This window comes from Bifidobacterium miconis, from assembly GCF_019331735.1.
Taxonomy (GTDB): domain Bacteria; phylum Actinomycetota; class Actinomycetes; order Actinomycetales; family Bifidobacteriaceae; genus Bifidobacterium; species Bifidobacterium miconis.
In genome coordinates, this window is the sequence record NZ_JAHBBH010000013.1 from 32,690 (window position 1) to 49,774 (window position 17,085).

The following is a 17,085-nucleotide window of genomic DNA, read 5'->3' on the forward strand; positions in this document are numbered from 1 at the left end:
TGCCAAGCACTGTACCCCCTTCTTGGCTCCCCTTGTCAGGGGAGCTGTCACGAAGTGACTGAGGGGTAGTCGGACCCATTGCAATGAATCCGGCGAGCCGCTTACTTGCGCTTATTCCATTGTCTACTTGGCGTATTCGATGGTCCGGACTTATTTGAGCGCCGGCATCGGCTTCCAGTTCGGATCATGCATGAGCTTGCGCGAATCCCACCAGCCCTTCGCGATCTGCACCAAGCCGGTGCGCACGTGCTCGCGATCGACCATCACCAGTCGAATCACTTCCTTCGCGGCGGTCGCCACCGTGCCGAGCGCGAACAGGAACGGGCGGAAGTCGCCGTGCACCATGAAGTAGCGGGCCATGTAGCCGCGGTTGCGCATGATGTGATAGCGGTTCATGTCGGATGTGGAGTTGAGCTGGCGCAGGCCCGCGATGTCCCAGTTGCCGATTTCGCGCGTGCGGCGCAGCACGACGTCGGGCACGACGATCGGATTGGTGACCTTGCTGGCGAGGTAGCCGTAGATCGTGTCGTCCCAGTAGATGAAGAAGCGCGGGTCGGGGAAGCCGATTTTCTCGACGACGCGGCGGCGGAACAGGCCGCCTTCGAAGCACAGCGTGTCCATGACGCGGTATCCGGCGCGGCCGAACGCGGCCGGCGCGATCGGGTTCGGAATGCCGAGCGGGACGATGAAATCGTACTGCCAGTAGAACGGGCCGCCGTCGTAGTCGTAGCGGCTGCCTTGGATGACGTCGTGACGGGCGGTCCATTTGGCGAGCTTTTCGATGCCTTCGGGTTCGACGGCCACGTCGTCGTCCATGACCCAGAACCATTCGGCACCGAGTTCGTACGCCTTTTTCACGCCGGCGGAGAAGCCGCCCGCGCCGCCGAGGTTCGCGGTTTGCGGCGCGTAGACGACGCGCTGCTCGTTGCCGCTGGCGTCGGCGACGGTGGCGCCCCATTGCTTGGTGATGCGTGCGGCGAAGTCGTCGACCATGCCGTGCGTCTCGTCGGAATGCTCGTTGTCGACGATGACGATGCGCCACGGCGCGACGGTGAGCCGTTCGATCGAGTCGAACAGTTTGGCCAGCAGTTGCTGGCGCTTGTACGTGACGACGACGATCGCCAGTTTCTCGATGGTCTTCTTCGCGGCATGCTTTTCACTCATGCCCACCATTGTAGGCACAGCCGCCGCCCGCCGACCGTCGACCGCAAGGATATTCGGATTGGCAGTCTTGGTCGAACCGTCGCGACACAGGCACGGGTGATGCCGCTATATGTGGCTCTTCACCTTTTGGGACTCTTCGTATTTTGGTGTATATGGGTGTGTCCGGTGAGGCGTGGCTCTGTGGTATCGGTATCGTCCGCACTGTTCGTACGTTCCGATGCTGTATTGTCGCGGGATTGCGCGACAGCGCAATCCCAGCAACGCGCGCAGCACGATGAAAATAGCATTGCGCTCTCGCGCAATACAGTATTCCCCGGCGGCATCCAACGCGGCCGCGCCCGAACGGTCGCAACGCTCCCGAATGCTGGCGGCAGCTCTCGGCTCGGCTAGGCCGAGCCGTGAAGAAAACGCCGGAGGCGTTTTTAGGCGAGGAGCGAGCGACAGCGAGCCAGCAAAACGCGGCCGTCAGGCCGTCCTTAATTGCTGAATGCTCCCGGCGAAGCCGGGTGGGGGAGCGTCGCGGCACGCTAGTGCCGCCAACAAGCACAGCATCGCGCGCAAGCGCGATTCCAATACCAGCATACGTCCACTATCCTGAAACTCATGAGGGAATACCAGCAGGCCAACACGCCTCTCGCCCGACAACTGCGCAGGAACATGACCCCATGGGAAAGAAAACTCTGGTACCGATTCCTCCGTACTCACGTCTTGCGCTGGCAGCGGCAGACACCGGTCGGCCGGTATATTGTCGACTTCCATTGTGCGAAAGCCAAACTCGTGGTCGAACTCGACGGCAGCGGCCACTACATTCCAGAACAACAGGTGAAAGACGCCGAACGCACCCGGGAGTTGGAGCTGGAGGGTCTTTTGGTGCTGCGGTTTGCGAATAATCGAGTGGATCACCGGTTCGACGCGGTGTGCGCGAGGGTTGACGGCTTTTTGTGTTTTGGTGTGTATGGGTTGTGTGGTTTGGTTTGGGGTGTCGCGGCGGCTTCTCGCGGGGCGGTCCTTCCTTGCTGTTGCTTGGCCCCGTAATGATTGTGGGTATGGGCGGGATGTTTGCGACGGTGATTGGCAAAGGAATGAATATCGCTCATCCCGTCGGAAAACGATCGTGGGCATAACCGGTACATGATGCGACCCGATTCGTGGGCATAACCGGTATACGCAGACGATCGTGGGCATAGGCCGGCCATGAAGAGCCGGTTGTGAGCCCGTACGTGGTCGGTGTATGCCCACGATCCTGTGGACGGGCGGACGAATGGACGGTTCATGCCCACATTCAGTCGAGGAAGACAAGAGATGCCGCCAGCATCACAGGACGTGTTGGAACCATGCTGTCGGCGGCAAGCTGCCGCTGCCGCCGACAGCACAGCATCGCGCGATAGCGCGATTCCGATACAACAGGCATACGCGCCATACACACCACAATACGAAGAGCCCGAAAAGCCCATTAAGCAGCAACGCGGGAACGGGAGGGAGCGTCGGGACGGACGCGCGTGATCGCGTATTTGGCATCGAAGATGATGATGCCGAGGTCGTCGTAGTGGTGTCCGTCGATGTAGGAGACGACGGTGTGGCCGGGTCGGGATGCGGGCAGGTCGAACAACCGCAGGATCGCCTGTTCTGCGGTGCCGTCCGCGAGGCTGAGATATGTGCGGCGGTCGATGATCGGCACCGCGTTGCGATCCGTGGACCGTGCCGGTTTGAGCGCGATCTGCCGGGTTTCCGCGTTGACGTAGGTGATGACGGCGCTCGGGTGACCGAGCAGGATGCCGGTGTCCGCGTTGAAGCTGATGTTGCGGTCGCGTATGGTCAGGCGCGGCGGCTTGGCGAGGCGAATCTCCGTGAACCCGTCCAGCAGCCCGCCCATGCGCTCCCCCTCGCCTTTGATGCTTGATGTGACCCGTCGTTCCGACGCTTCCCCCCGATTCTACCGTCGCATCCCCTCCACACGCCAAACAGTCCAAATCAGGAACCCAAATCGGTCCAAACCAGGAACCCAAATCGGTCCAAATGAGGAAACGAAAATGGTCCAAATGAGGAAGTAAAATCGGTCCAAATGAGGAAACGAAAACGGTCCAAATGAGGAAACGAGGTCCGCGATGACAGCCCTGAACGCAAAACCGTATCTTCCGCGCGTCTATGACCAGATCCTCAAGAAACGGCTCGCCGCCAAGGGAGCCGTGCTTGTTGAAGGACCAAAATGGTGCGGAAAGACCACAACCTGCGCAAGGCAGTCGAACAGCGTGCTGTATATGGCCGATCCGTCCTCGCGTTCGCAGAATCTGCTGTTCGCGGAAACGCAACCATCATTCCTCCTGGAAGGCGCCACTCCCCGCCTGATCGACGAGTGGCAGGTAGCGCCGCAGCTCTGGGATGCCGTGCGTTTCGAGGTCGATCAGCGAGGATTGCAAGGGCAATTTATTTTTACCGGGTCCAGTGTTCCGCCAAGTCTTGATCGGATCACTCATACCGGCACCGGTAGGATCGCCCGCTTGCGCATGCGTCCGATGAGCCTGTACGAGTCGAAGGAGTCTTCGGGCACGACATCATTGGGATCGTTGTTTGACGGGGAGCCATTATCCCCTGCCCATGCCGGAACGACCATTGAGCGGCTGGCGTTTCTGATGTGCCGCGGCGGATGGCCGGGAGCCGTTGATCTTGAAGATGATGACGCAGCGCTCCAGCAGGCGATCGACTATGTCGATGCGGTGGTGGAAGCCGATATTTCCCGCGTGGATGATGTGGAACGCGATCCGCATCTGACCCGTCGACTGTTGCGCTCATACGCCCGCATGGAATCGTCGCAGACATCCGCGGCGCAGATCGCAGCCGACGTGGCGGGCAACGAATCCGGCCCCAGCGTGAAAACCATCCAGTCGTACCTTCGTGCGCTTGAAAAAATCTTCGTCATCGAAGACATGCCGGCGTGGAATCCGAATCTGCGCTCAAAAACCGCCATACGCGCGACGGATACGCGACATTTTGTCGATCCCTCCATCGCCACGGCGGCTCTCGGTGTGAATCCCCGAGGAATTTTGCGTGATCTGGAGACGTTCGGACTGCTGTTTGAGGGTATGTGCGTGCGCGATTTGCGCGTATATGCGGACGCGCTGGACGGTCAGGTGTTCCATTACCGTGACAAGACCGGATTGGAATGCGATGCGGTGGTTCATTTGCGTGACGGCCGTTACGGCTTGATTGAAGTCAAGCTTGGCGGCGATCGCCTGATCGATGAAGGTGCGACAAATCTGCTGAAATTGGCCGATCGCATCGATACCGGCCGCATGGAACGACCTTCATTCCTCATGGTGCTCACCGGCACGGGTGCCTACAGCTATACGAGACCCGATAATGTCATAGTAGCCCCGCTGACCACACTTCGTCCCTGACGCAGGGGATCGTTCAGGCGGTGTCGGCGAAACCTGCATACCGCGGTAAACACACCGCCTTAGGCGATTATTCGTCGGTTTGGGCTGGTTCGCGGTCGCGGCGCAAGTCGCGGATGATGATGCCGGCCACGGCGAAGGCGATGGCGGCGACGGCCGCGGCACTCACGGCGGCACCGGTGTCGGCGGGCTTGCCGGTGGTGCCGGTTCCGGTGTTGGTATTGGTGCTCGTGCCGGTGCCACCGGGGGTGTTGCCCGGCGTTTCGCCCGGCTTGTTTCCCGGATTGTCGCCGCCCGGGTTGTCGCCGGGATTGTTCGGCTCCCCCGGTTTTCCGGGTTCACCGGGCTCCCCCGGTTCCCCCGGCTCGCCCGGGGTTCCGCCCCCGTTGTCGGAGAATTTCGGTTCGACGGTCACGTCGAGCTGCCCGTTGCCGTCGTCCCCGTTGCCGGGCACAGCCACGAGGAACGGATCGCACGTGTACTGCTGGTTCGCCGTGGCGATGCCGGTGCGCACGACGAGATACAGTCCGATCGGCAGATTGCGGAAGACGACGGTGCCTTTCGCGTCGGTCACGCCGGAATGTTCGTACAGCTTGTGCGCGGTCGCGTAGTCAGCGAGTTTCTTGGCCGCCGCGTTGTACACGGACGGGTCCATGTGCCCCCAGTTGTAGTCGAAGTCGGCGAACGTCTTCAGCGTGTGGAACGCCTTGATGGTCCCGTTGTCGTCGAGATCCGCGGAGGCGACGCGCACGATGGAGTACGTGTCTCCGGCCAGCGGCACGGCGTTGCTCGTGTCCCGGTTCCACACCGCGCTCACGGTCAGACTGCCGGTCACGTTCGCCGCCGCGCTGACTGCAGTTGACGCGAAGAGTCCGGCAAAGACAATGATCATTGTCATGAAAGCGACAATGGTTCGACTACTACGAATGTTTGCCATGCCGTGCCGTTCCTTTCCGCGTTGTATTCACCGATGATGCTGCTGACTGCTGCGATGATCCATCGGAATCATTGGTTGCTGATGTCGCGCCGCCGCGCACGCCGAGGACGCTGTTGACGACCTGTTCGGCCGTGTCGACGCGGCGCCGTTTCTCGTCGCGGTTCCGCCAGATGCGCCAGCCGATCAGGAAAAGGATGAGCGCGATCGACGGGAGCGCGTATTGGAGCGGGATGTCCACGTGGAATGTGGGCTGCGCGTCCTTGTGTTCGGCGGGCGTGTACGGGATGCGGTGCGCGCGCACGAGCAGTCGGTGCGTGTTGACGGCGTACGGCGTGCAGGTGATGAGCGTGACCTGGTCCTTGCCTTTTTCGATCACGAGTTCCTTCGTGTCGGTGGGCAGGACGGTGGTGATCTTGTCGACCTGGTACGCGTACGTGTCTTTCAAAATTTTGATGTAGAACTTGTCGCCTGTTTTCATCAGGTTCAAGTCCGTGAAGAGTTTGGCCGTGGGCAGGCCGCGATGCCCGGAGAGGGCGGCGTGCGTGGTGGCGCCGCCGACCGGCAGCGATGTTTGTTCGAGGTGTCCGATGCCGGATTGGAGGACTTCTTCGCTCGTGCCGTGGTAGATCGGCATGGTTTCCTTGAGCCGCGGGACGGTCAGGTAGCCCATCATGCCGTCGCCGTTGAGGTTGAGGAGACTGTTGTATTCCTTGTCGTTGGACGGCGTGTTGACGGCGCCGGACAGTGCGTCGGTCGCGCCAGCGTTCTGTTCGGCGAGACGCTTGTTGTATTCGTGGGCCGCGTCGATCATCTGCTGATACTGTTCGTCGGTCAGCGAGTTGACTTGCGCATCGTAGTTGCCGACGACGCGGGAGGCGTTTTTCATGATGAGAAAGTTGCTGATCGTCGGATAGAACAGCACCAGCAGTCCCACCGCGATCACCACCAACGGCACAATCCGCCGCACTCTCCCCTTCATGCCTCTCCTTAATTACAACAGTCGTTAGCCCTTCACACCCAAACAGCGCCTACAGAAGCTGGCGGTAGCCTCGGCCCCCTCGGCTGAGGGGGCTGTCACGCGAAGCGTGACTGGGGGAGCGTCAGAAGCTATGGAACGTCCCAAAGCCTCTAGCTATCCCTCAGTCTCACTTCATTCAACAGCTCCCCCAGCAAGGAGAACCGAGATGCGGCACTTACTTACCCGAATCCTTACGACCCGACTTCACATACCAAACCGTGCCGAACGCCACAACCAGCACACCAATAACGGTGAACAGCATGGTACCCCAGCCACCGGTGGACGGGAGGGTCAGGCCGTTCTTGTTGGCGACCGGGACAACCGGGTGCTCGCCGGTGCTGGTGCCGGTCGCATCAGTCTTGTAGTTACCGTTCTCGTCGGCCATGTAGCGGTCAACGCTCCACGAAACCAGCTTGCCGGTGTAGGTCTTGCCATTAGCAGCAAGAGCGCCATCAATCTTTCCATTCGCAGTGTCATAGGTGGCAGAGATAACAACCTTAATCAGATCTGTGAGTTTGTTGTAGCCCTGCGGAGCCTCAGTTTCCTCAAGCCAGTAGGTACCGGATTCCAGACCGGAGACCACGATACGACCGTAAGCAGGGGTGACGAGCTCAGCCTGAGTACCGGTCGTCACCGTCTTATCGTACTTAGCGGTCACAGCCTTGCTGCCACTACCAGGAGTAACGGTGAACTGCAACGCAGTGGCAGCGTTCGCGCCAGTGATGGTCGGCTTATCGTCAGACTTGTACACCTTGAACTTGGCGCCGCCGAGTCGCTCGGAGGACTCGTTGTAGACGTTGTCGCTGGTGAACTTGTACTTGTCGATGGTGAACTCGAAGGTGTGCACCTTGACTTCGGTCGGCACGGAGGTACCGGTCTGGTTGCTGGACGGATCGTTACTGTACTCGATCTGTGCGGAGTTGGCGTTGCCGGCAGTACCGGTGGTAGCGTTGGCGTTGATCTTGGCGGAGTACGTGACGGTGATCTCCTTGCCGGCGGCTTCCGGGTGCTTGTTCTTAAGATCGGTCAGTTCAACGGTGATCTCCGTGGAGGTCTTGACGTTCTTGTCGTCTTTATTTTCCTTGACGCGCACCTTGAAATCAGTATTCTTCAGAACGACATCAGTCGGCTTACCTTCAGCATCGTTCGCACCCGCGCCGATGATCGTAACCGTTGGTGTGAAGACACCGTTAGGCTGCACGAGGTCGAGGCCCTTGGACAAGGTATCGTGGAACGTGAAGATGTAGCCTTCGGTGTAGTCCGCCATGTTGGAGGCGACAGTAGACTTCAGCGTGTAGGACACGGTGTCGCCGACGTTCTTGTCCTCGGCCGGCTTGGAATCGACGGTCTTGTCGATGGTCGGGAACTCGTGCTTGAGCTGAATGGACACGTGGTTGGTGATGTCGGTAAGATCCACGAGCAGCGGGTTGTAGGTGCCGTCAACGGTCACCTGAGCCTTATCCGGGGCGATCAGGTAGTAGCCGTAGTCGAGACCAGTGATGTCCACGGTCTTAGAGTCCTTCGTGGGAATGACGGTCTTCACCGCATCGCCGGTGATGTTCGCTTCAGCCCAAGTCGTGGCCTTCCGAGCAAAGTCCGCAAGAGCGGTGTCGCTCAGACCCTGAATGTATTCCACAGCCTTCTGGGACAGCGCCTTGCTGTCGTCGGTGTCGGTCTCAGTGAACTTCGTGCCGGCGGCCGTGTCATCGGTGCTGGTGAAGAACGACTTCCATTCGTCGGTCAGCGTGTAGGTCACGCTGGCGTTGGTAGCACCGTTCTGAGCCGTAACGTCCGCAGTGAACATCGTGTAGTACGTCAGCGGCTTCGGATTGCCCTGATCGTTGGTCGCAAAACCCTGCACGGTGTTCACGGTGATGGTGCCATTCGTGGTGACGACCGCATCGTCCGCGGTTGCGGTGAGGGCGCCGAGCCCGGCGAGGCCGAGCGTGGTCGCAACGGCGATGAGCACCGCTGCGAGTTTCTTGATCAGTGACTTCATCACTGTATCCTTTCTCCTTGATTGCCTTTGGCATTCCGGTCGAACCGGTTTGCCACAGTTTGGACATTCCTGTTGCCCGCCGCCGAAGCGACGGAAAATCTGTTATCGTGCCGTATCGGGCGTTCGTCGTGCTCGTCGTCATCCTTGCCGAACACGTCCATCGCACGCGATTACGGACCGCACGCGGCGGCATTACGCGATCTACATGACATGACGTCCCCGCTTTCTCGAACGCGAACCGTCACGCACGTACCATGCGGTGCCGAGTCCGAGCAGCGTCACGGCGAACACGGCGAGCCATAGGGCTCCGTGGTCACCCGTGTCGGGCATTTTCCACGGCGCGTTCGTCACGGTCGCCACGTACTCCTTGGTGTCGTACGTAACGGTCACGTGGTATCCCGCGTCGGTCGGCGTCTTGTCGTAGTCGCGCACCGGGTCCTTGCCCTGATACGTGACGGCGATCTCCTGCACGGTGTACGTGTACGGGTGAATCTTGCCGCCATCGTCCTGAACCGCGATGGGCAGGTTCTTGACGACCTTGCGCCACGTGTTGCCGTTCGCGGCGGAAGCGTCGTCCGCGCTCAGCGTCACGTTCCACGGGTTGCCCTGCTCGACATAGGAAGCCGGGTTGTCCTTCGGGTTGCTGCCGGTCACGCAGTCGTCCTTCGGGCAGTGGATGTTGGCCGGCGTCACGATCTTGCCGTTCGCGTCCGTGTAGGTCGCGGTGATGCGCAGAGTGATCGACTTGGGTCGTTCAGCCGCCCGGCCGCCGTTGTCGTCCCACACCTTGCGCAGCGTCAGATCGATCGACTGGCATCCGTCCAAACCGCACGGATCCTGACCGTCGTCCGGTTCCGGCGTCAACCCGCTCGTATTGTCCGTGACCTCCACGTTCAGCATGAGCACCGCCTCCGCCGCCGACACATACACGTTCATGAACTTGGACTTGTTCGTGCCGTTCTCGTCAGGATCGTTCACGCCGCCCACATTGTTAGACACCAGCGCATCCTTGTAGTCGGCGAACTCCTTGATGACCGTCTTTTCGGTCATGTGCGCCACGTCATACCGGTTGAGGTCGAGCTTGAGTACGCCTGCCGTATCACTTGCGGTACCATCGGCCTTCTTCGCATTGTCCATATGCGACCCGTATGTGAACTGCTGTTTGTCAGCGGTCAGCGCATACGACCATGCCTCCGGCACGTCACGGTAGATGTGGTACGTGTTGCCGGTGCCTTCGATCTTCTGCACGCTGTTGAAGTCGTAGACGGACTTCAGCTTGGTTTTACCGGTGAACGGTCCGACCAGTCCTTCGGTGCCGCGGATCGTATCGGCATACGTCATGTCATCATGCTCGAGCAGACCTTCATGGTTGAACGCGATGAATCCGCCCGCGTAACCGGTCGCGAGATTCGCGTCGCCATCCGAATCCTGCGTCGCTCCCCCGCCGAACACGTCGTAGCCATCCGCGATGCCCTGCACCGAGGAATACGTGACCTTTGTACGGTTGGCCTTGATGAGTTCGACGGTCAGGTTCGAGCGCAACTGATCCTCATCGACACCGTTGCCTTCCGTGCACGGCAGTTTGATGGTCGAGTCGCCGATGGTGATGATCGCCACATCGGCCTGCTGCTGGTTCTCCGCGTCGGCTCTGGACAATGCGACGCCGATCTTCAAGCCGAACAGGTTGACGTACAGCAGTTCGCCTTCGGCAAGGACTTTGAGATCGATGACCTTGCCCAGCGCCGGGAACCATTTGCCCAGATCGATGACGCCGAGGTCCTGAGCCTTGTTGAGGTACAGCAGCTTCAACAGCGCGTTGACGACCTTGAGGATGAAGTCAAGCAGCACGGAGCTGATCTCGGCATCGACCAGATACGCCATCGTCGTTTCACCGACGAAGCCACCGGCGAGTTCGCCGCTGGAGACCTTTTTGAGTCCTGTGACAGTGGAACGGCTGATGCGCGCCAGGTCGGCGTAGCCGGCGAAACCACCGGCCACTTCACGTCCAGTCGCCGCGTCGGTACCGGCCTGATAGTCAGCACCATCATGCGATACAGCGACGGTAAATCCGTCGGCGATGCCTGTGACAGACGAATCATCGACGTGCGAACCCCAGATGTCGAGCACGCCGGCCGTCGCGCCAAGCAATTTTTTCACTTCGATGTTATCGGCATTGACCGTACCGGCCTTGCCGAGATAGCCGATAAAGCCACCGGCATAGTTGACGCCGCTCACGCTGTTGAGGTTCGTGACCGTGCCGTAGTCGACGGTACCGTTAATGAGTCCGCCGCCGAAGCCACCGGCAGCACCGGTGAAACGCTTCGAGTCGAGAATGCCCTGCGTGCTCGAATCATGCGCCCTGATCTGAATGCCGTCCGCAACGCCGGTCACGTTCGCGTGGTAGACGTACGGGCGGAACGCTTCAAGCGCGCTGATATTGCCAGCCTTGATCAAGCCAAGCAACAGATTCGTACTCTGGTCAGAACCGTTGGAACCGTTTGTACCGGCCACAGATGCGACGGCGGTGGTATCGGCCTGGCCAAAGAAACCGCCGGCATACTGACCGCCTTCCACACCACGCAGGCCGTCGACCGTCAACGTATCAGTTGCAGACGTGCCGCCCTTCTTGGTGCCGGCCACAACGGCCTTCATCGATCCGGCGAAGCCGCCAGCCGCGCGAGCATACTTGGTGGAGGTGGTGGTCGTGCCGTCGGCGTTCTTAGTGGTGACGCTGTATGCACCCTCGACAGTGAAGCCCCATGCGGCCGCGGACTGTTCGTCCTTCACAGAGGAAACACTGGCTCCGCGCACGGTGGACACGGTGGCCTGAACCACCTGAGCCAGATCGTTCGGCGTGGAGATGACCAGATCCAGCAGCTTCTGCAGGATACCTTCGGACGCGTTCGTGTTCACTTCGGCCACACCGGCTGCGGTGATCAGGCCCGCGTAGCCGCCGATTGCGTTCGTGCCCTTGACGCGGCGCAGGTTACTCACGTTGCAGCCGGTGGCCTTATAGCCCTCGTGCGTGGAACCGATGGTCCAGCGGTCGTCGGACTTGTCGGCGTCGGAGAATGTCGCATCACCCCAGATCTGCGCGCCGGACGCGTAGCCGACGTAGCCGCCGGCGAAACCGTTCGTATGCGTCAAATCAGTACCAGTGGCCTCGACGGTCATTCCGCGGCGGTAGCCGACGACGGACGAACTCTTGATCACCGGTACGAATACATTCAGCGCGCTGACGAGCTTGCTGAGATTCGCCTTGATGATGCCCAGCACGTTGACCGTGCCGAATTCCACGGCTCCGCCGGATTCCATCGATCCGGCGAATCCGCCGGCGGCGCGCATGGCCTTGACCTGCTTGGTGTCCTGCGCCTGCCCGTTGGTGACGGTGCCGGCGCGCATCAGACCAACGTAGCCGCCCGCCACGCCGCCTTGGGAGGCGTTGGCGTTCTGGTCGTAATCGGCACGGCCGGCCACGACGTTCGTGCCATAGATATACGTGTCGATGGCCTTGTTCAGCGCTTTCTGATCATTGATTTCGCCGGCGTGCTTGATCAGTTCGGCGAATTCCTTGCCGTATCCGCCGCGCGTGCCGACGGCCTCGGCCCATGCCTGCCATGTGTCATAGTCGAGGTTGCGCAGCGGGCCGGTGACATGCGTGTTCTCATCGGTCGGGTAGGCAACGCCGAGCGCGCCGAGCAGATTGCCGACCTCGATCAGACCAAACAGCAGACTCAGGCTGCCGGTTTTCGCGGTGTCGGCGGGTTCCATGAAACCGGTGAAGCCACCGGCGAATTCGGCTCCGTAGACGCTGCGGATGCGCGCGGCGAACGCGGTGCGCTTCTCTCCCGTGTAATGGTTGTCGGCGTCTTTCTCGTTCTTCCAAGGCGCGTTGTTGTTACCCCAGATATGGCCGCCCTCATCATGGCCCACATAGCCGCCGGCCATGCCTCGCAAGGCGTTCTTGTCGGAGGCCGCCTGGGCGCGGACAGCACCGCCGCAGGGCACGGCGTCGGTGGACGAGTTGCGGATCGTCGGCACGAAATCCTGCAGCAGGGATGCGAACGTGCCGCCGGCGCCAACCAGTCCCTTTAACACCGTGAACGTGGAATCCTCGTTGCCGAGCACGTTGGCTACGTCACCGGGCGCGATACCGCCTGCATAGCCGCCGGCAGTGAGCTGACCGATGATATAGGCGAAGTTGTGCGCGTTCGAGTCCTGAATGTGCCCGCCCATGATGCGTCCAGCGAAGCCGCCGGCCTCGCCAAGAGGATTATCAGCGCTACCCGCGGTGGGGATGCCGCTACCGAGTTCCGTGTTCTTTTCGCTGGTATCACTGGCGATCACCGCGTAGCCGGCGGCAGCACCAGTGACATCGGAGTGTTCGATGGTGGAGACGACGACGGAAAGCACGCTGGTCACGTCAGTAAGCGTGACACCCTTGCCGAGCAACTGGATACCCTTGCCAACGGATGCGGCAGAGCCGATATCCATAAAGCCGATGTAGCCGCCCGCGTAGCGCTTGGCCGTTACTGCGTAGGAACTTTTCTTCGTGTCGAAATAAGTGCTGCCATCGGCGTCTTCGAGTTTCTTCGGCTCAGTGACCTTGGTGTAACGCAGCTGGGTCACATTAGAATGCGAAACCTGTACGCCGGAACCATAGCCGATGTATCCGCCAGCGGAACCGGATGTGGAGTCTGTCGAATCGATGCGATCGGTGGAGACAACCAATCCGGGGTTCTTCGGGTCGGTCGGTTCTTTGCCACTGGTGGTCTCGACCGTAGACGCGTCCGAATGTACGGAAGCGTAGGAGACAAGCGGCACGTAGCCCTGCACGACCTGCAGCAGGTCGCCAATGTTGACTGTGCCGAGCTTGCCGAGCAGGCTGATGCCGCCGTTGCCCGCGGAAGCGAGCGCACCGGAGACGACCTTGCCACCGAAACCGCCGGCGTAGGCGCCACCGGTCACATGATCGATGTTGACAACCGCCGCATAACCCTCCGCAGTGACAGTATTCTGCACGTCGGCGAGCGTCACGTCGTCGTTCAGCTCCTTGTCGCTGAACTGGTTGACTTTTCCGGACTGGAAGTTGCCGGCGAAACCGCCTGCAATATCACCCTCGACGTAACCACCGTTGACATAGGACACGGTCGTGTCCTTATAGTTCGGAATCAGGTACGGCACTGCGCCGAGTAGGTCGTCGACGGAGAGCAGACCGCCCTTGATCCATTCCTGCATGACGCTGGAGTTAGCCGCATCATCAGCCACGTCGGCGAGGCCGCCGGTGGTTGAATATCCGGCGAAGCCGCCGGCCATACCGTCCGACTTGGTTTTGTCAGCGGTAACCGACTTGAGGCTCTTCACGTGGCTTTCACGCGTTTTGGTGCTGTTCGCCTGACCGTAAAAGCCACCGGCCGCGAAGCGGTTCTTCTCGCCGTCGGTCACACCAGTCGCCTTGACCGTGAATCCGCTGGTAATGCCGGTCACGTTCGACTTGATCACCTCAACCGAGGAATATTGCGCGACAGACAACAGACCGGAGAGTTTGATCAGGCCGAGCACGTTCAATCCGGTGGCGCCGACCGCGGAACCAGGGCCAGAAAAACCAATGAATCCACCGACTTCGCCTGTGGCGGACAGATCGGCAAGATTCGTGACGTTCACGTTCGTCACGTCGCCGCCGGTGGCGCAGCCGATCGCGCCGCCCGCGTAGTAGTCGCCCGCGGTGACGGTCAAGCCGTCGGCAGGGCCGGTGACTTCAACGTTTTCAACAAGGAACGTGGCAAACTCGTCGAGTTTTTTCAGCGTGCTCACGTCGCCGATCTTCAACACGTTGTTGAGCAGACCGGCCACCATAACCGGCTGCATACTGCCGGCGATGCCACCCGCATACGATTTCGCGGCGCTCACCTTGGTAAGTCCATCAACCGAGGTCGCGCGGTTGACGGCCGGATATGCACGACGCGGGTGCAGAGTCGTGTTGTATTTCCAATACGACAGCTTGTTGAGGTTGGTTTCGCTGGAGTCGCCGATCGTGACGCCCGAACCGAGGCCGGCGATACCGCCCGCGTAATCACCCTGCGATTCGACGGTGATCGTACCGTTCATCGACAGGCCTAGAATATCCGACGGCTTCACTCCGGCGACAGACAGGAGCTCGCCAGCGCTTGCGCCGCTGCCATCGCCCAACAGTTCAGTAACGGCCTTGACGAGCTGCTTCAACAGAGAACCGTTCGTGGCGTCACCGCTGCCGAGTTCCAGTCCCCAGCCCACGGATGCACAGCCGGTGAACCCTCCGGCATACGACGTGGTGGCTGTGACGGTCGTTTTGCCGGTCATCGCATCGTTGACCGCATAGGAATTGGCCATCGCACCGGAGAATCCACCTGCATAGTTCGCAGCAGTCACGGTTACACCGCCGTCGGCCTTGAGCGTGCTGTTTTCGATCAGACTTTGCGGGCGCAGTGCGGACATGAGATCAACACCGAGCGAGTTGAGCAGGCCGCCGACGTTGCCGTTGCGGGACACGCCTGCGAATCCGCCCGCGTAATCCGAGGCGAGCACGGTGAATGCGTTCTCGCTGGTCACGGAAGAATTTTCGATGATCGTGCCGATTTGCGCGCCGACGAAACCACCGGCCTGCGGCTTGTCGGCGCTGCCGAGGACCGTGCCTTCCTTGAAGTTCGTGACCGTGCTGTTCGAGATGACCGGGTTGTAGTAGCCGACCGGAATCAGCGCGTTCAGGCCAAGCGTGCCGTTGAGCAGCCATGTGACCAGATCGCCAAGGCCCAGAAAAGGAATAACACTGAGAATCTTGTCAAGCAGGTCAGTAAGCGCGCCCACGATCTTCGAGACAACGTCATATCGGGTGGCACCTTCGACATATCCGGCGAAGCCGCCGGTCATATTGCTGACGCTGGAGACCGTAACATCCTCGACGGCGCAGTTCGTGACTTTTACGTCGCCATAGATGCGCCCGGCGAATGCACCGGTCGCCAAATTCGAGGGATTGTCCTTATGCAGGGACAGCAGGTCCTTGAGATTCAGATCGATGTTGACGATGCCGACCGTCAACAATTTCAGCAGTGCCAGCAGCGCGTCCAGCAGCGTACCAACGGTCTTGGTCAGCAGATCGAGTAACGTTTCCGGAACATACGCCTCGGAGGCGTTATTCGTCACCGACACATCGCTCAGCTTGATATTCGTCACCGACACCGTGCCGGAACTGCCCAGATTGCTGCCGGACAAATTTGTATCCGACGTAAGGGACGAGAAGAAACCAATGCCCTGCTGCTCGTTGACGTTCAGCTTCGGACCAGTCTGCTCGACCGTCACATGCGAGATCACTGGGCGCAACGCCGTATCATTCACACTCACGCCGTCGGTACCGAGCGTGCTCCACAAGGAGCCTGCGGTGGCGGTATCAGGGCTCACCGCGCCGATCATCACGCCAAGGAACCGCAACGGAGCCCAGTTGGTGTTGACCGTATCGACGGCGTTGGAGTTCAGATTGATGTCGCGGAAGATGATGTAATTCTCCGTGGAAGAATACGTCAAACCGGTATCCGCTTTCGACGCGGAAACCTCGCTACCATCTTCACCGAGCGTGACGTATTTGTACTTATACTCACCCGTATTCAGACCCGTGCATGCGATCAACGACGAATCATGATCATTGTCAGCAACTTGATTCCTCAATGTCGCATCCGGATCAAGATCGGCGTCTCCCGAATAGATCTGGGTCTTCGTATTGATCGACACCCAACCGTAGATGGGAAGGTGAGCCACCTCTGTTTCACCGGTCTTTTGGCACTGTTCCGTCTCAATCTTCCAGATCGGACGCATCACCTTCGTCTTAGTGCCGATCGCTCTCAGCTGCTGTTCGTTGCCGATGAGGATGTAGGTTTTGCCGTTGATTTCCTTGGTGACCTGGCCCGCGAAGTCGCGGCCGCCGAGGGTGGAGGAGGCGGCGGCTTGGGTGTCAGTGGAGGAATCGGCGGAAGCGTCGGAAGAGGCATCGTCCGCGGTGGCATCGTCGGCGTTCTTGTCGTCGACGGCGTCATCGGACTTGCCGTCGGTGTCGTCCGAATCTTTCTTATCGGTCGCGTCGGCGTCGGTCTTGTCGGACTTGTCGGCGTCCGTCGCGGAATCGGCGTCGGCCGTATCCTTCTTGCCGTCGGTCGTATCGGACACGGACGTATCGGCGCTGCCGGTCTTGTCGTTCGTCGCGTCGGACTTACCGGACGCATCCGCCGTCGCACCGCTGCCGTTGCCGGTCGTTGCGGCGGAATCGTTGGTCGTGCCGGACTGGGCGCTCCCCTCCCCCGCCGTGCCGGCGGTGCCGTTCAGCGCGGACGAATCGTTGGAGAACGCGGAATCGGACTGGAATGTGGAGTGCTGCTTGAACGTCGTGCCGGAAGTGCCGGACGTACCGTTGGACACGTTGCCGGAATTGGCGGTCGTACCCTCTTTGACCCCCTTGGCGATTTCGTTCGCGGCGGAGACGATGGTGTTGTCGGTGACGACTTTGCCGTTGGAGATGACAGTGACATTGGAGCCGACTGTCGAATCAAGT

8 protein-coding genes are annotated in these 17,085 nt (G+C 60.3%); 2 read left to right on the forward strand and 6 right to left on the reverse strand.

What is annotated here, in order from left to right; translation table 11 throughout:
• Positions 1-150 precede the first annotated feature (150 nt).
• A complete protein-coding gene (locus KIH79_RS05975) occupies positions 151-1,164 on the reverse strand; it encodes a glycosyltransferase family 2 protein (RefSeq protein WP_219058575.1) in 1,014 nt (337 codons plus the stop codon).
• Positions 1,165-1,767: 603 nt separating this feature from the next.
• Between KIH79_RS05975 and KIH79_RS05980 the strand changes: the two genes are divergently transcribed.
• Positions 1,768-2,199 carry an endonuclease domain-containing protein gene (locus KIH79_RS05980; protein WP_219058576.1) on the forward strand — a complete coding sequence of 144 codons (432 nt, stop codon included), beginning with the start codon at positions 1,768-1,770 and terminating at the stop codon, positions 2,197-2,199.
• Positions 2,200-2,617: 418 nt separating this feature from the next.
• On the opposite strand, the gene KIH79_RS05985 is transcribed toward KIH79_RS05980, so the two are convergent.
• Positions 2,618-3,037, reverse strand: a complete 420-nt coding sequence (locus tag KIH79_RS05985) for a hypothetical protein (protein WP_219058577.1) — start codon at positions 3,035-3,037, stop codon at positions 2,618-2,620.
• Positions 3,038-3,269: 232 nt separating this feature from the next.
• Here KIH79_RS05985 and KIH79_RS05990 point away from each other — a divergent pair, with 232 nt between their 5' ends.
• Positions 3,270-4,559, forward strand: coding sequence for an ATP-binding protein (locus tag KIH79_RS05990; RefSeq protein ID WP_219058578.1), 1,290 nt, complete (start codon positions 3,270-3,272; stop codon positions 4,557-4,559).
• A 67-nt stretch (positions 4,560-4,626) separates the two neighbouring features.
• On the opposite strand, the gene KIH79_RS05995 is transcribed toward KIH79_RS05990, so the two are convergent.
• The 4 genes from KIH79_RS05995 to KIH79_RS06010 form a co-directional block, all read right to left on the reverse strand.
• Positions 4,627-5,454 (reverse strand): isopeptide-forming domain-containing protein, encoded by an 828-nt coding sequence (locus KIH79_RS05995; RefSeq protein WP_219058579.1) that lies wholly within the window; start codon positions 5,452-5,454, stop codon positions 4,627-4,629.
• A gap of 22 nt (positions 5,455-5,476) precedes the next feature.
• A complete protein-coding gene (locus KIH79_RS06000) occupies positions 5,477-6,472 on the reverse strand; it encodes a class C sortase (RefSeq protein WP_219058580.1) in 996 nt (331 codons plus the stop codon).
• Positions 6,473-6,686: 214 nt separating this feature from the next.
• Complete coding sequence (locus tag KIH79_RS06005) at positions 6,687-8,510, reverse strand: isopeptide-forming domain-containing fimbrial protein (protein ID WP_219058581.1); 1,824 nt, start codon at positions 8,508-8,510, stop codon at positions 6,687-6,689.
• 201 nt (positions 8,511-8,711) lie between these two features.
• Complete coding sequence (locus KIH79_RS06010; protein WP_338023122.1) at positions 8,712-16,427, reverse strand: cell surface protein; 7,716 nt, start codon at positions 16,425-16,427, stop codon at positions 8,712-8,714.
• Positions 16,428-17,085 lie beyond the last annotated feature (658 nt).